Here is a 15,098-nt window from a genome sequence, read left to right on the forward strand (position 1 = left end):
TATGAAGAATATATATATTATAGGAATTGGATTAATAGGCGGTAGTCTTGCTAAAGATATAAAGAAGCAAAAACCAGATAGTATTATACACGGTATAAGTAGAAAAGACGCTACTTTAGAGCAAGCTTTATCGTTAAATTTAATAGACAAAAAAGCCACCTTAGATGATATTGAACAAGCAGATTTGGTTATTGTGTCTATTCCTGTTGATGCTACAGTAAAACTATTACCAACCATATTAGATAAAGTTTCAGATAATGCTTTGGTAATAGATGCGGGTTCAACAAAAGAAGCCATATGTAAAGCTGTAGAAAATCATCCTAAAAGAAGAAATTTTTTGGCAGCACACCCCATTGCAGGAACCGAGTATTCAGGTCCAAGTGCAGCTATTAGTGGCTTGTTTGAAGGTAAAACAAACATTATTTGCGAAGTAGAAAAAACAGCATTTAAACTTCAAGAAAAAGCCCTAGAAATTTTTAGAAATTTGGGTATGCGTATTCGTTATATGAATCCAGAAGCCCATGATAAGCATATAGCCTATGTGTCTCACTTATCGCATATTAGTTCATTTATGTTAGGTAAAACCGTTATTGATAAAGAACGAAATGAACGCGATATTTTTGATATGGCAGGCAGTGGTTTTGCCTCAACAGTAAGGTTAGCTAAAAGTTCACCAGAAATGTGGACTCCCATTTTCAAACAAAATAAAGACAATGTTATTGAAACATTAGAAGAGTATATAAACAACCTTTCTCATTTTAAAGACTTAATGAAACAAGATGATTTTGAAGCCATTTTTGATGAGATGAAAAATACAAATTATATAAAAGACATATTAAACGGAATCAATTAACAAAAAACAATAATAAAATCCCAAATTCCAACTTACATTAATACTTGGATTTTGGAATTGGAAGCTTGAAATTTTATTACAAATTATGGAAAACAAAAAAGAATTAAGAAGTTGGTTAGATGATTTAGGCTTAGATCATCCGTTAGTGATTGCAGGACCATGTAGTGCAGAAACAGAAGAGCAAGTGTTAAAAATTGCTCATGAATTAAAAAATACAGACGTTACCTACTTTAGAGCTGGTATTTGGAAACCAAGAACTAGACCTGGTAATTTTGAAGGTGTTGGTGCTTTAGGGCTAAAATGGCTACAAAAAGTAAAAGAAGAAACAGGAATGAAAGTTTGTACAGAAGTAGCTAATGCTGCTCATGTAAAACTAGCTTTAGAACATGATATTGACATGCTTTGGATTGGTGCTCGCTCAACAGTTTCACCATTTATAATGCAAGAAATTGCAGATGCACTAGAAGGTACAGATAAACCAGTATTAATTAAAAACCCTGTTAACCCAGATTTAGCACTTTGGTTAGGAGGAATTGAAAGAATTTACAGTTCTGGTGTTAAAAATATTGGAGCTATTCATAGAGGGTTTTCAACTTATGAAAAAACTAATTACAGAAACAACCCTAACTGGCAAATGGCTATTGAATTTCAAAACAAATTCCCTGATATTCCATTAATCAATGATCCTTCTCATATCACAGGTAAGAGAGATATGGTTTTTGATGTGTCTCAAGTTGCTTTAGATTTAAATTTTGATGGCTTAATGATAGAAACACATCATAATCCAGAAAAAGCATGGAGTGATGCTGCTCAACAAGTAACACCAAATACCTTAATTCAAATTATGAGAGATTTAAAGGTTAAAAAAGAAGAAGATCCAGAGGGTGATTATAACAATAAGCTTAATAATTTAAGAGCTCAAATAGATATAGTAGATCATGAAATTATTGAGCTTTTAGGAAAACGTATGACAGTTTCTGATAGTATTGGTAAGCTTAAAAAAGAGAAAAATCTTTCTGTTTTACAAAGCAAACGTTGGAATGAGATTTTAGGAAGAATGGTACTTGAAGGTCAAGATTATGGCTTAAGTGAAGAGTTTATTTTAAAAATGTTTAAAGCTATTCATCAAGAATCAATTAACCACCAAGAGAAAATTATTAACGGTTAATACGTGAATTATATAAATAAAAAATGCCTCACATTTGTGAGGCATTTTTTTATGAGTAATGTTTTTTATTTACTTCTTCTAAAAAAGTATCTAGTAATAAATATTCCTTGTCCATCTCCTTTACCGCCTTCACTTTCAACACCAGTGTTTACAAAGGCAAGTTCCCACCCTTCTTCAATCATGGTGTTAATTTTAGAAGTAATAATAGCGTCATTTGCTGCAATATTTTGAAATCTAATACCTCCTAAATTATAAAAGTTTAAAAGTTTGGTTTCATCATAACCTTTCACTCTAATTTCCCCACGTTTAGATTTATTACGTGTATTATCTTCTTCTGTTTGTGTAGTTGTAAATTCTTTGTAGTCTTTGCTATCATTAGCACTAATAATTCTAGAACGCCCTAAACCATTAGGGACAATAGATTCTACACTAGTAATAACTTTGTACTCATATTGAGCATTAACCTCTGTTAAACCAAATATTGCAATAGCAATAATTAGAATTAATTTTTTCATGTTGTTGATTTGTTTATAAAATTTAATATGCCGAATATAGTTGTATTCGTACAAACTATATAATTATTTTAAGTTATTTTTGAAATAAATTATGACAGGACTAGTTTATAAATCTACCGGAAGTTGGTACACCGTTAAAACCCAGTTGGGTGAAACTTACCAATGCAGAATAAAAGGAAAATTCCGTATTAAAGGCATTAAAAGCACTAATCCAATAGCGGTAGGAGATGTGGTTGATTTTGAGTTAGAAAAAACTAACGATGTAGAATCTGGTATTATATACAACATACACGAGAGAAAAAATTACATTGTACGTAAATCTGTAAACCTCTCTAAACAAACTCATATCATTGCTGCTAACCTAGATCAGGTTTTTTTAATGATAACCATTAATAATCCACCCACATTAACCAGTTTTATAGATAGGTTTTTAGTAACTGCAGAGGCATACTCAATCAAAACTATTTTAATCTTTAATAAACTAGATGCTTACGATGAAGAAGCACTTTTAGAAGCAAAATATTTAGCTCATATTTATAGAAAAATAGGGTATGAGTGTATAGGTGTTTCGGCAAAAACTGGAAAGAATGTAGATAAGGTAAAAGCCATGATGAAAGATAAAGTGAGTATGTTTTCTGGTCACTCAGGGGTTGGGAAATCTACTTTAGTAAATACTATTCAACCTAATTTAAATTTAAAAACAAAAGAAATTTCAACCTTACATATGCAGGGGCAACATACCACAACTTTTGCAGAAATGTTTGATACAGATTTTGGAGGAAAAATAATTGATACCCCAGGCATAAAAGGTTTTGGTGTTGTAGATATGGATAAAGAAGAAGTAGGTGATTACTTTCCTGAAATTTTTGCTTTAAAGCAAGATTGTAAGTTTAATAATTGTTTGCATTTACAAGAACCAAAATGCGCTGTAAAAAAAGCAGTAGAAGCAGATGAAATAGCCTATTCTCGTTACAGAAGCTATCTGCAAATTATAGAAGGTGAAGATGAAAATTACAGAACCGATAATTGGGATAAAGAATGAAAATAGTGATTCAAAGAGTATCTGAAGCTAGTGTAACTATTGAAGGTGAAAGAGTTGCTCAAATAAATAACGGACTCTTAATTCTTTTAGGAATAGTAAACGAAGATACACAAGAAGATATTAAATGGCTAACAAATAAGATTACCAACTTACGTATTTTTAATGATGAAAATGATGTAATGAATAAGTCTATAAAAGATGTAAATGGTAATATTATAGTAGTAAGCCAGTTTACATTACATGCACTAACCAAAAAAGGGAACAGACCCAGCTATATTAAGGCAGCTAAACCAGAAATAGCTATTCCTTTATACCAAATGTTTGTTAAACAATTAGAATCAGACTTGGGAAAAACAGTTCAAACTGGGCAGTTTGGAGCCATGATGCAAGTAGCGTTGGTAAATGATGGTCCTGTAACCATAATTATAGACTCTAAAAACAAAGTTTAAGTTTTAATACTATTTCATTTCAACGATTTTAACATCTTTTTTTTTATTTCGTTTGTAAGATTTTTTATATTTAAAGTTTAAAGGGAAGATTTCATTATAAATCTGACTTTTATCATTTAAATTATTAATTAAGAGTAATACTTTTACTTTATTAGACCTGATTAGTATCTTCATGTTTACAAAATATTTAGCAAGTTTTTTATTATTATTCGTAACTACATTAACTTTTTCTCAAGACAATTTATACACTAGTTTAACTATTCCAGACAACTTAACACAAAATGCCAATGCTGTGGTAAGGAAGCATAGTGTAGATATAACTTTAAAGTCTTCAAGCCAAATGCAGGTGGTAGAAAAACGAATCATTACAGTGCTTAATAAACAAGGTAATGAGAATATAGATGCCTACGTGTTTTATGATAATAACAAAAGAATAGCTAACCTACAAGTCTTGGTTTTTGATGCGTATGGTAAGCAAATAAAAAAGTTTAAAAAGAAAGATTTTAAAGACGAGAGTGCCGTTAGTGGCGGTACATTATATTCAGATTCTAGGGTTAAGTATTTAGATTATACTCCTATAAATTACCCCTACACAATAGAATTTATTTGTGAAACTGTTAATAGTAACACGGCTTTCATTCAATCTTTTTACCCGGTTAACGATTATTATTTAAGTGTAGAAAACAGTATTTATAATATTACTTTTCCTGATGGGATGACCATACGCACTAAAGAAAAAAACTTTAATGATTTCAATTTACAAAAAACAGCCCAAAATAATATAATTAGCTTTAAAGTAGAAGGTATTGAAGCTTTTAAACCAGAAGATTTTAGTCCTGCTTTTTCTGTTATGGCTCCAAGAGTTTTAGTTGCTTCTAATCAGTTCTCTTTAGAAGGGGTAGAAACTGAAGTAGAGAATTGGAATGACTTTGGAAAATGGCTCTATGATGATTTGATAAAAGATACTCACGATCTGCCAGCAGAAACAATTACCGAAATTCAAAATCTGGTAAAAAATGAAACAACAGACATTGAAAAAGCCAAAAAAATATATCAATACGTTCAAAATAAAGTACGATACATTAGTGTGCAGGTTGGTATTGGTGGCTGGAAACCTTTTAATGTTTCAGAAGTAGATCAACTTGGATATGGAGATTGTAAAGCACTTACCAATTATACTATGGCTCTTTTAAATGCTGTTGGTGTAAAATCTCACTATACTGTAGTTTATGCAAGAGGTTCTCAACGTAGTATAGAGAAAGATTTTGCAGCAATGCAAGGTAACCATGTTATACTAAACATTCCACAAGAAAATAAAGAAGATATTTGGTTAGAATGTACAAGCCAAAAATTGCCTTTTGGATTTATAGGAGATTTTACCGATGATAGAGATGTGCTAGTAGTAACACCAGAAGGCGGTAAGATTAAACACACCAAAAAATACGAAGAAGAAGAAAGTATACAAACTATAAAAGGTGTTTGTAGTATTTCAAATGAAGGTGCTATAAAGGTAAAAGTAAATGTGGTTTCAAAAGGTATTCAGTATGATGATAAATATTGGCTAGAAACCGAAACCAGCAGAGATTTAGATACACATTATAAAAAAAGATGGAAATATATTAATGGACTTAGTATTGAAACCATGTCTATTAATAATGATAAAGAAAACATAGCTTTTATTGAAGATGTTAGCTTTAAAGCAACAAACTATTCTAAAATTATAGGTAACAGAATGTTGTTGCCAATTAATGTTTTAAATCGCAACACCAATATTCCAGATAGGTACAGGAGCAGAAAACTACCGCTTGAAATTAAAAGAGGGTTTAAAGATATAGATGAAGTTGAAATTAAATTACCCACAGATTATAAAATAGAGTCTAAGCCAAAAAATGTTTTAATACAAAACAAATACGGAAGTTATAAAACGGAACTTATTGTAAAAGATGAAAGTACCCTAATTTTTAAGAGAGAGTTTATTGTAAAAGACGGGAATTTTCCTAAAGAAGATTATAGTGCTTTTAGAGATTTTTATAAAGAAGTTTCAAAACAAGACAACGCCAAAATAGCACTAATTAAAAAATAAACTAAATGAAAATTTTAACAACCATCCTTACGTTATGTTTTACAGTTTCTGCTTTTACACAGAACTATAAATTTGGAAAAGTTTCAAAAGAAGAGCTTCAAGAATCTGTTTGCTCAATAGATTCAACTGCAGATGCAGCCTATTTATTTAAATATAGAAAAACTTATTTTGAATACAACCCAAACAAGGGTTTTGAGGTGAAAACAGAAATTCATAACCGTATAAAAATTTACACCCAAGAAGGGTTTGACTATGCTACCAAAGACATTAGGCTTTATAAAAGTCCTAGTGGAGTTAAGGAAGATGCATCTAGTATAAAAGGTTATACCTATAATTTAGAAAATGGTAAAATAACAGAAACTAAGTTAACAAAAAGCGGCATTTTTAAATCAGATGAAAACAAGTATATCAATCAAGTTAAGTTTACAATGCCAAATTTAAAACCAGGTTCTGTAATAGAATATAAGTATGTTATAGTTTCACCATTTACTTATAATGTAGATGAGTTTGTGTTTCAACACAGTATTCCTATTAAAAAGTTAGAAGCTAGCTTTGAAGCACCAGAATATTATAATTTTAAAGTAAATACCAAAGGGTATTTGCGCGTAGTACCTGAAATAGAAAAAAGATATGGCACCATTACTTTTACAGATAAATATAGATCAGTAGCTCCTAGTGGAGGTCAAACATCATATAGTAATTCTGAGGTAGATTATACTAAACAGCTTTCTAAATATCATTTAGAGAACGTACCAGCTCTTAAAGATGAACCTTATGTAAATAGTATTAACAATTACAGATCTTCAGTTAAGTATGAGTTGTCATATACCAAGTTTCCAAACTCCAATTTAGAAACATTTTCTACTACTTGGGAAGATGTTGTAAAACGAATTTACGATAACCCAAACTTTGGAGGAGAACTCAATAAAACATCCTATTTTAAAGACGATATAGATGCTTTAATTAGTACTGTGTCAGATCCAGCAACTAGAACAATGCTAATTTTTAATCATGTAAAAAAACAAGTAAAATGGAATGGCTATTACGGGTTTTACGCAGAAAATACTAGAAAGGCATACAAAGACCAGGTTGGGAGTAGTGGCGATATAAATTTAATGTTAACCGCTATGTTGCGTTACGCAGGTTTAAATGCTAACCCAGTTTTGGTAAGCACAAGAACTCACGGGGTACCACTGTTCCCAACAAGAGAAGGCTTTAATTATGTGGTAACTTGGGTTAAACTACCAGATGGTAAAGTAGCTTTGTTAGATGCCACAAATAAATACACAGTGCCAAATATTTTACCTTTTAGAGCATTAAACTGGCAAGGTAGAATTGTGGCCGAAAACGGGGGGTCTGGATTAATAGATTTATATCCTAAAACTAAGTCAAATAACGCAATATCCGTTATGGCTAAAATAGATGAAGAAGGTACTTTAGAAGGAAGCTATAGAAGTGTAAAAACAAACCATAGAGCCTTATCATTTAGAGAAAGATATAATGATGCCGATAAAGATGATTTTTTAGAAAAACTAGAGAACCAATATAACGGTTTAGAAATTTCAGATTACCAAGTAAAAAATGATTACGATTTATCTAAACCAATAATGGAATCGTATAAATTTGTTAAAGAAAGTCAGGCAGATATTATTGGAGATAAAATGTACTTCTCACCATTATTTTATTTAAAAACCAACGAAAATCCATTTAAACTTGAAAAAAGAGAGTTTCCGGTAGATTTTGGTTATCCTTCAGAGACTTCTTATAGATTTATTATTACCATTCCAGAAGGTTATAAAATTGAAAGTATTCCAGAACCGGCAGCTATGGCACTGCCAGATAATTTAGGTAGTTTTAAATATAATGTAGTGGGTAAAGGTAATAGTATTCAGGTGGCTGTATCAACTCAAATTAATCAAGCCATTATTATACCACTATATTATGAGTCATTAAAAGAATATTTTAATAAATTTATCCAAAAAGAAGCAGAACAAATAGTTTTAACAAAAATATAATGAATATAAAAAATGCTCAAAAAGTTGTAGATAATTGGATTAATGAACATGGTGTACGTTATTTTAATGAGCTTACCAATATGGCACAACTTACAGAAGAGGTAGGTGAGGTTGCTAGAATAATAGCGCGCCGATACGGTGAACAAAGCGAAAAGGAAAGCGATAAGGATAAAGATTTAGGTGAAGAACTTGCCGATGTACTCTTTGTAGTACTATGTCTTGCTAACCAAACAGGTGTAGATTTACAAGCCGCTTTTGATAAGCGTATGGATAAAAAAGCTAAAAGAGACCATGAAAGGCACCATCAAAACAAAAAATTAAAATCATGAAAATAAATTGAAATTCAAAAGATTCAAATGTTTTGAGTACTATAAAAAGTCTCAGATGAAATAATTTATATTTATATTTGACGCTTCTAATTTTAGAAGCGTTTTTTAATGGATATTACCTTACATAAGTCAACAATACAGCAACAATCTTCAATTGAAATTACAGGCTCTAAGAGTGAATCTAACAGATTACTGTTGTTACAAGCTTTGTTTCCAGAAATAGAACTAAGTAACGTTTCAAATTCTGATGATAGTAATTTAATGATTAAGGCATTAGCTTCAAAAGAAAAAGTAGTTGATATCCACCATGCAGGTACCGCCATGCGCTTTTTAACAGCCTATTTTTCGGTACAAGAAGGCAGGGAAACTGTACTTACAGGTTCAAAACGTATGAAAGAACGCCCCATTAAAATTTTGGTTGACGCCTTACAAGAGTTAGGTGCAGAAATAAATTATGTTGAAAATGAAGGTTTTCCTCCTATTAATATAATTGGAAAAAAGCTAACAAAAAATAAGGTGTCTTTAAAAGCAAACGTAAGTAGCCAGTATATTTCGGCCTTATTGTTAATTGCTTCAAAATTAGAAAATGGTATAGAACTTACTTTAGAAGGAGATATTACCTCTGTACCATATATTAACATGACACTAAGTTTGTTAAATGAAATTGGTGTAAAAACATCTTTTGAAAATAATACCATAACCGTTTACCCTTCAAAAGCTAACATAAAACCTTTAGTAGTTGAGTCTGATTGGTCATCTGCATCATACTATTTTAGTATAGTGGCACTTAGTGCGGTTGGTACAGAAATTACTTTGTCATCTTACAAAGAAAACTCTTTACAAGGAGATTCATGTTTAGTAGAAATTTACAAACATTTTGGGGTGTCATCAAACTTTAAAGAAAATAGCATTACCTTAAAGAAAGAATCATCAAAAATTAACTCGCTAACATTAGATTTAAAACATGCGCCAGATATAGCTCAAACTATAGCTGTAACTTGTTTTGCATTGGGAGTATCTTGTGATTTAACAGGCTTGCATACTTTAAAAATTAAAGAAACAGATAGGTTAGTAGCCTTAAAAACTGAAATTGAAAAACTAGGAGGAAGAGTTGATATAACAGACAAATCGCTTCATTTAAAAACTTCAAACAGCATTAAAGAATTAGTTTCAATAGCAACCTATAATGACCATAGAATGGCCATGGCCTTTGCTCCAATAGCCTTAAAAAAACCAATTATAATTGAAGATGCCATGGTGGTTTCTAAATCATATCCAACCTTTTGGGAAGATTTAAAATCTATAGGTTTTAAAATATCTCAATAATAATGACTTAAATACTTGACAACCCCTATTCTCAGATTGTATATTTGCAACTTTCTAAAAAAACAAAACTAGATGAAATTATCAAACTTTGGCTTTAATTTACCACCAGAATTATTAGCAGAATACCCTTCAGAAAACAGAGATGAAGCGCGTTTAATGGTTTTAAACAGAAAAGAACAAACTATTGAACATAAATTGTTTAAAGACATTATTGATTATTTTAATGAAGATGATGTTTTAATTTTAAATAATACTAAAGTATTTCCAGCTAGACTATACGGTAACAAAGAAAAAACTGGAGCTAGAATAGAGGTGTTTTTATTAAGAGAACTTAATGAAGAACAACGTCTTTGGGATGTATTAGTAGACCCAGCAAGAAAAATTAGAATTGGAAACAAATTATATTTTGGTGATGATGATGCCTTAGTGGCAGAGGTAATTGATAACACAACATCACGTGGTAGAACACTTCGTTTTTTATATGATGGTTCATACACAGAATTCCGTAGAAAATTACAGGAATTAGGAGAAACACCACTTCCTAAATACATAAAAAGAGAAGTTGAACCAGAAGATGAAGAACGTTACCAAACTATTTATGCTAAAAATGAAGGCGCTGTTGCGGCACCAACGGCAGGTTTGCACTTTTCAAAGCATTTATTAAAGCGTTTAGAAATAAAAGGTGTTAATTTTGCAGAGGTAACTTTACATGTTGGTTTAGGAACTTTTAACCCTGTTGAAGTAGAAGATCTTTCTAAACATAAAATGGATAGCGAAGAAATTACCATAGGTAAAGCTGCGGTTGAAACTGTTAACGAAGCTATTCAAAACAAAAAACGTGTTTGTGCTGTGGGTACAACTGCTATGAGAGCTATTGAAAGTTCAGTGTCTTCTAATGGTTTGCTTAATGAAACCGATGGTTGGACAAATAAATTTATTTTTCCACCTTATGATTTTAGTATTGCTAACTGCATGATTACTAACTTCCATACACCAAAATCTACACTTTTAATGATGGTGTCTGCTTTTGCAGGTCATGATTTTATTATGAAGGCTTATGAAGAAGCCGTAAAAGAAAAGTATAGATTTTATAGTTACGGAGACGCTATGTTAATTATTTAATCTAAGATAATATTAAATGTATAAAAGCCTCGTTTTACGGGGCTTTTTCTTTAAAACAAGGTTTCTTTCAATGGCAATTTGGTTAAATACTGTAGCAAAAATCGTTATTCGAAAAACGTTTCTTTATTTTTGCAAAATATATGGCAATTAACAAAAAAGATATAAGAGCTTTAACAAAAGAACAGTTAAGAGAGTTCTTTTTAAATCAGGGCGATAAAGCATTTCGTGGTAATCAAGTATATGAGTGGCTTTGGCAAAAATCTGCTCATACTTTTAATGATATGACTAACATATCAAAAAGTACTCGAGATATGCTAGAAAACCATTTTGTAATTAACCATGTAGAGGTAGATACCATGCAGCGTAGTAACGATGGTACGGTTAAAAATGCTGTGAGATTGCATGATGGTTTAATAGTAGAATCGGTTCTAATACCAACCAAAACAAGAACAACTGCTTGCGTTTCCAGTCAGGTAGGATGTAGTTTAGATTGTAAATTTTGTGCTACCGCACGTTTAAAACGTATGCGTAATTTAAACCCAGATGAAATCTATGATCAAGTAGTTGCCATTGATAAAGAAAGTAAACTTTACTACAACCGGCCTCTTAGTAATATTGTTTTTATGGGTATGGGAGAACCACTCATGAATTATAATAATGTGTTAAAAGCTATAGATAAAATAACTTCTCCAGAAGGTTTAGGTATGTCGCCAAAACGCATTGTGGTGTCTACCTCTGGTGTTCCAAAAATGATAAAAAAAATGGCCGATGACGGGGTTAAGTTTAAATTAGCCGTATCATTACATTCTGCTATAGATGAGGTTAGAAGTTCTATCATGCCATTTAATGAAAACTTTCCGCTTAAAGATTTAAGAGAGGCTTTGCAACATTGGTACGCTAAAACTAAAAATAGAATTACTTACGAGTATGTGGTCTGGAGGGATATAAACGATAAACGTAAAGATGTAGATGCTTTAGTTGCGTTTTGTAAGTTTGCTCCAAGTAAAGTAAATCTTATAGAATATAACCCTATTGATGATGGCGAATTTCAACAAGCAAATACAGAAGCTATAGAGATGTATCAAAATGTTTTAGAGGCTAATAACATAACCGTTACCGTGCGCAGAAGTAGAGGGAAAGATATTGATGCAGCTTGCGGACAGTTAGCTAACAAAAGTTAGAAAGTTTTCATCATTTTTTATAGTATTAAATTAAAAGGTTATTCCGCGAAAGCGCCATTTTATTTACCTAATTAGTATTATATTTGGTTTCTCTTAAAAGAAAAATTTGAAGATAGTAGAGCAAATAAAACAGCCAATTGCTTTTGAAATGGATCTTTTTGAACAAAAGTTTCAATTATCCATGTCTAGCAAAGTTGCTTTGTTAAACAGAATTACAACTTATATTGTAAACCGCAAAGGGAAGCAAATGCGCCCTATGTTTGTGTTTTTAGTTTCTAAACTGGTATCAAACGGAGAGGTGAGTGAACGTACTTATCGTGGCGCTTCGGTAATAGAATTAATTCATACGGCTACATTGGTGCATGATGATGTGGTTGATGATAGCAATAGGCGTAGAGGTTTTTTCTCGGTTAATGCTCTTTGGAAAAATAAAATAGCGGTATTAATAGGTGATTATTTATTATCAAAAGGTTTATTACTCTCTATTGATAATAATGATTTTGATTTGCTAAAAATTATCTCTATAGCAGTTAGAGAAATGAGTGAAGGTGAGCTGCTTCAAATTGAAAAAGCCAGAAAACTTGATATTACAGAAGCTGTTTATTATGAAATTATTAGGCAGAAAACAGCAACTTTAATTGCAGCTTGTTGTAGTTTAGGTGCTGCTTCGGTTAAACCAGATTCTGATGATGTTGAAAAAATGCGAAAGTTTGGGGAACTTATAGGGATGGCATTTCAAATAAAAGATGATTTGTTTGATTATGGTGATACCCAAATAGGAAAACCTACAGGTATTGATATTAAAGAACAAAAAATGACATTACCTTTAATTTATACATTAAACAACGCCTCAAAAAAAGATAAAAGTTGGTTAATTAATTCTATAAAAAACCATAATAAAGATAAAAAACGTGTAAAAGATGTAATTGCTTTTGTGAAAGATAATGGTGGTTTAGATTATGCTATTAAAAAAATGAAGGCATTTCAAGAAGAAGCACTTACTATTCTTAAAAGCTATCCAGAGTCTGAGTATAGAAACTCATTAGAGCTTATGGTTAATTATGTAATAGATAGAAAGAAGTAACCTATAAATGTATACAGGTTTTTAAAAAGAAGTTATTGCTGTTGCTGCTGTTGTTGAATGAGTTCTAAATTTTTCTGGTAGCTGTTCTTCTCAGAATTAGGTTGTTTTTCTTCAGGAAGTTCAAATTTGTCATTTCCATTTTTAACAGAACTAACTTTTACTTCTACATATAAATAATCATTAACATTACCTTTAAAAACACCTTTAACGGGTGCGCAATCTTTATAGTTTTTACCGGCTGCTAGTTTTACATGGAATTGATTAGCAATGGTATTGTTGGTTGGGTCTATACCTAGCCATCCGTAGAATGGAATATAAGCTTCAACCCAAGCATGAGTAGCTCCTTCACCACGAGAGCCTTCTTCATTTGGGCAAATATAACCACTAACATAACGCGCTGGAATACCTAGCATTCTAACCTTTTGCAGTAAAATATTTGTGAAATCTTGACAAACACCTGCTTTTAATTTCCAAACATGGTCTAGCTTTGAGTCTACACCAGTAACCCCTTTTATGTATTTAAAATTATTGTAAATGTATTCACTAAACTCAAGTACAATATTGTAGGGAGATATCTTGTTTAAATCTTTGGTTTTTATAAGTTCTGAAATACCATCAGTACCATCAAAAGTTATGTATTTTAAATAATCCATAAACTCTGGGTTATGTTTTAAAGATTTTAGTTCTTCCCATTGTTTTTGTATGGGAGCAGAGTTATTTGGTAAATCTATTTCATTGGTTATTACTTCAACTTCAGAAAGTATAGAAAGATAATCATGAGGTTCTATAATCATAAATGTACCTACGGTATTGCCATAAAAATCGGTTCTAGTTTCAATTTTCGGATTGTTATTTACAACTATTTTTTGTGAAACTACTTTTTGAAACTCGTTCTCTATTGGGTATAGCATAATTTGGCTAGCGCCGTCAAATACAAGATTGCTATATGTATACTTAGTAAGGTGTTTTATATAAAACTTAGGCATAAATTTGTATTAATTAGAATGTGAAAAATATACCGTATTTATTGAGAAAGAAATGTTTCTAATGTCTTCTTTAATTTCTTCAATAAAGTTATTAAGACCTTGCTCATTAATACTTTCAATAGTGGTATATTTTATAGTGCTTTCTAGCTTACCTAGTAAAAAATCTATATTATTTTTTTTAAGTTCATTGGCGTCAATAAGCATGTTTATATGTCTGTTAAGTTTGTTAATACTGTAATACAGAGATCTAGGGAATAGTTTGTCTTGAAACACCATAGTGATAATATGTTTTTCTTCAAAAGCCGATTTGTGCTTTTTTAAATAAAGTTGATATCCGCCAATTGAGAGTAATAGGTTTTTCCAAAAAACACTTCGTTCTAAACTATCAGAGGTTTTAGCAATTTCAATGAGTTTTAAAGCGGTAAAATCTGATATTTGGATAACGCGTTCTAAATATTTACCAACATTCATAAAATAATAGGAAGTACCTCTTTCTTGTGTTACATCCATACAACCATAAAACATTAAATGAAATGCCTGAAGGTTATCTAAAAAAATAATGGGGTCTTCTTCTTTAAGTTTATTAGGGAGGTTGGGGTTGGTTACAAAATGATAGTAATTATTAATACAAAGCCATAACTCTCTTGATATGTGCTCTTGTACACTTCTAGCATTTTCCCTAGCTTTTTTAACAATATTTATGATAGAGTTTGGGTTTTCTGTTTTAAAAACCATAAAATCTATACATTCAATTGGGTCTTCTGTGAGAAAATTGATACCTCCGGCATAATTTTCAATAATAGGAGACCAAGAGAACAATTTTGGCGCATCTTGATTTGCAGAATAATTAACTTTAAGCAAGCTTAAAATGCCATTGCCACGTTCCATATATCTTTCTAACCATATAAGGTTATTTGCAACTCTACTCAGCATAGTTTTGTTTTT

14 protein-coding genes are annotated in these 15,098 nt (G+C 31.1%); 11 read left to right on the forward strand and 3 right to left on the reverse strand.

Annotation, left to right across the window (positions count from 1 at the left end):
* Nucleotide 1: 1 nt before the first annotated feature.
* Nucleotides 2-853 (forward strand): prephenate dehydrogenase, encoded by an 852-nt coding sequence (locus J1D01_RS09195; RefSeq protein ID WP_421150625.1) that lies wholly within the window; start codon nucleotides 2-4, stop codon nucleotides 851-853.
* 85 nt (nucleotides 854-938) lie between these two features.
* Entirely contained in the window at nucleotides 939-2,021 is a 1,083-nt protein-coding gene (locus J1D01_RS09200) for a chorismate mutase (protein WP_372935097.1), read from the forward strand.
* Nucleotides 2,022-2,086: 65 nt separating this feature from the next.
* Here the strand turns inward: J1D01_RS09200 and J1D01_RS09205 are convergent, their stop codons facing one another.
* On the reverse strand, nucleotides 2,087-2,536 hold the full coding sequence (locus J1D01_RS09205) for a hypothetical protein (RefSeq protein WP_421150626.1): 450 nt from the start codon (nucleotides 2,534-2,536) through the stop codon (nucleotides 2,087-2,089).
* Nucleotides 2,537-2,627: 91 nt separating this feature from the next.
* On the opposite strand from J1D01_RS09205, the gene rsgA reads away from it, so the two are divergent.
* The 9 genes from rsgA to J1D01_RS09250 all read left to right on the forward strand — a co-directional run bounded on the left by rsgA (nucleotide 2,628) and on the right by J1D01_RS09250 (nucleotide 13,167).
* On the forward strand, nucleotides 2,628-3,578 hold the full coding sequence (rsgA, locus tag J1D01_RS09210) for a ribosome small subunit-dependent GTPase A (RefSeq protein WP_421150627.1): 951 nt from the start codon (nucleotides 2,628-2,630) through the stop codon (nucleotides 3,576-3,578).
* Nucleotides 3,575-4,027 (forward strand): D-aminoacyl-tRNA deacylase, encoded by a 453-nt coding sequence (gene dtd, locus J1D01_RS09215; protein ID WP_421150628.1) that lies wholly within the window; start codon nucleotides 3,575-3,577, stop codon nucleotides 4,025-4,027. The genes rsgA and dtd overlap by 4 nt, the downstream gene beginning before the upstream one ends.
* 172 nt (nucleotides 4,028-4,199) lie before the next feature.
* Nucleotides 4,200-6,110 (forward strand): DUF3857 domain-containing protein, encoded by a 1,911-nt coding sequence (locus J1D01_RS09220; protein WP_421150629.1) that lies wholly within the window; start codon nucleotides 4,200-4,202, stop codon nucleotides 6,108-6,110.
* Between the two features lie 5 nt (nucleotides 6,111-6,115).
* Nucleotides 6,116-8,125, forward strand: coding sequence for a DUF3857 domain-containing protein (locus J1D01_RS09225; RefSeq protein ID WP_421150630.1), 2,010 nt, complete (start codon nucleotides 6,116-6,118; stop codon nucleotides 8,123-8,125).
* Nucleotides 8,125-8,454, forward strand: a complete 330-nt coding sequence (locus J1D01_RS09230) for a nucleotide pyrophosphohydrolase (protein WP_372935085.1) — start codon at nucleotides 8,125-8,127, stop codon at nucleotides 8,452-8,454. Before J1D01_RS09225 ends, J1D01_RS09230 begins: the two co-directional genes overlap by 1 nt.
* 108 nt (nucleotides 8,455-8,562) lie before the next feature.
* A complete protein-coding gene (locus J1D01_RS09235; protein ID WP_421150631.1) occupies nucleotides 8,563-9,780 on the forward strand; it encodes a 3-phosphoshikimate 1-carboxyvinyltransferase in 1,218 nt (405 codons plus the stop codon).
* 72 nt (nucleotides 9,781-9,852) lie between these two features.
* Complete coding sequence (gene queA / locus J1D01_RS09240) at nucleotides 9,853-10,902, forward strand: tRNA preQ1(34) S-adenosylmethionine ribosyltransferase-isomerase QueA (protein WP_372935081.1); 1,050 nt, start codon at nucleotides 9,853-9,855, stop codon at nucleotides 10,900-10,902.
* Between the two features lie 140 nt (nucleotides 10,903-11,042).
* Nucleotides 11,043-12,083: a 23S rRNA (adenine(2503)-C(2))-methyltransferase RlmN gene (gene rlmN / locus J1D01_RS09245; protein ID WP_372935079.1), complete on the forward strand. Its 1,041-nt coding sequence runs from the start codon at nucleotides 11,043-11,045 to the stop codon at nucleotides 12,081-12,083.
* A gap of 106 nt (nucleotides 12,084-12,189) precedes the next feature.
* Nucleotides 12,190-13,167, forward strand: coding sequence for a polyprenyl synthetase family protein (locus J1D01_RS09250; protein WP_372935077.1), 978 nt, complete (start codon nucleotides 12,190-12,192; stop codon nucleotides 13,165-13,167).
* A 32-nt stretch (nucleotides 13,168-13,199) separates the two neighbouring features.
* Here the strand turns inward: J1D01_RS09250 and J1D01_RS09255 are convergent, their stop codons facing one another.
* Both J1D01_RS09255 and J1D01_RS09260 read right to left on the reverse strand, forming a co-directional pair.
* A complete protein-coding gene (locus J1D01_RS09255; protein WP_421150632.1) occupies nucleotides 13,200-14,153 on the reverse strand; it encodes a transglutaminase family protein in 954 nt (317 codons plus the stop codon).
* A gap of 9 nt (nucleotides 14,154-14,162) precedes the next feature.
* A complete protein-coding gene (locus tag J1D01_RS09260) occupies nucleotides 14,163-15,086 on the reverse strand; it encodes an alpha-E domain-containing protein (RefSeq protein ID WP_372935073.1) in 924 nt (307 codons plus the stop codon).
* Between the last annotated feature and the right edge of the window lie 12 nt (nucleotides 15,087-15,098).

Origin of the sequence: Seonamhaeicola sp. NFXS20 (genome assembly GCF_049132085.1) — a bacterium.
Lineage (GTDB): Bacteria > Bacteroidota > Bacteroidia > Flavobacteriales > Flavobacteriaceae > Seonamhaeicola.

What these genes read in the sequence shown, in the direction of transcription:
- J1D01_RS09195 (WP_421150625.1), top strand. Translation starts at nt 2, where the DNA reads ATGAAGAATATATATATTATAGGAATTGGATTAATAGGCGGTAGTCTT.
- J1D01_RS09200 (WP_372935097.1), top strand. Translation starts at nt 939, where the DNA reads ATGGAAAACAAAAAAGAATTAAGAAGTTGGTTAGATGATTTAGGCTTA.
- J1D01_RS09205 (WP_421150626.1), bottom strand. Translation starts at nt 2,536, where the DNA reads ATGAAAAAATTAATTCTAATTATTGCTATTGCAATATTTGGTTTAACA.
- rsgA (WP_421150627.1), top strand. Translation starts at nt 2,628, where the DNA reads ATGACAGGACTAGTTTATAAATCTACCGGAAGTTGGTACACCGTTAAA.
- dtd (WP_421150628.1), top strand. Translation starts at nt 3,575, where the DNA reads ATGAAAATAGTGATTCAAAGAGTATCTGAAGCTAGTGTAACTATTGAA.
- J1D01_RS09220 (WP_421150629.1), top strand. Translation starts at nt 4,200, where the DNA reads ATGTTTACAAAATATTTAGCAAGTTTTTTATTATTATTCGTAACTACA.
- J1D01_RS09225 (WP_421150630.1), top strand. Translation starts at nt 6,116, where the DNA reads ATGAAAATTTTAACAACCATCCTTACGTTATGTTTTACAGTTTCTGCT.
- J1D01_RS09230 (WP_372935085.1), top strand. Translation starts at nt 8,125, where the DNA reads ATGAATATAAAAAATGCTCAAAAAGTTGTAGATAATTGGATTAATGAA.
- J1D01_RS09235 (WP_421150631.1), top strand. Translation starts at nt 8,563, where the DNA reads ATGGATATTACCTTACATAAGTCAACAATACAGCAACAATCTTCAATT.
- queA (WP_372935081.1), top strand. Translation starts at nt 9,853, where the DNA reads ATGAAATTATCAAACTTTGGCTTTAATTTACCACCAGAATTATTAGCA.
- rlmN (WP_372935079.1), top strand. Translation starts at nt 11,043, where the DNA reads ATGGCAATTAACAAAAAAGATATAAGAGCTTTAACAAAAGAACAGTTA.
- J1D01_RS09255 (WP_421150632.1), bottom strand. Translation starts at nt 14,153, where the DNA reads ATGCCTAAGTTTTATATAAAACACCTTACTAAGTATACATATAGCAAT.
- J1D01_RS09260 (WP_372935073.1), bottom strand. Translation starts at nt 15,086, where the DNA reads ATGCTGAGTAGAGTTGCAAATAACCTTATATGGTTAGAAAGATATATG.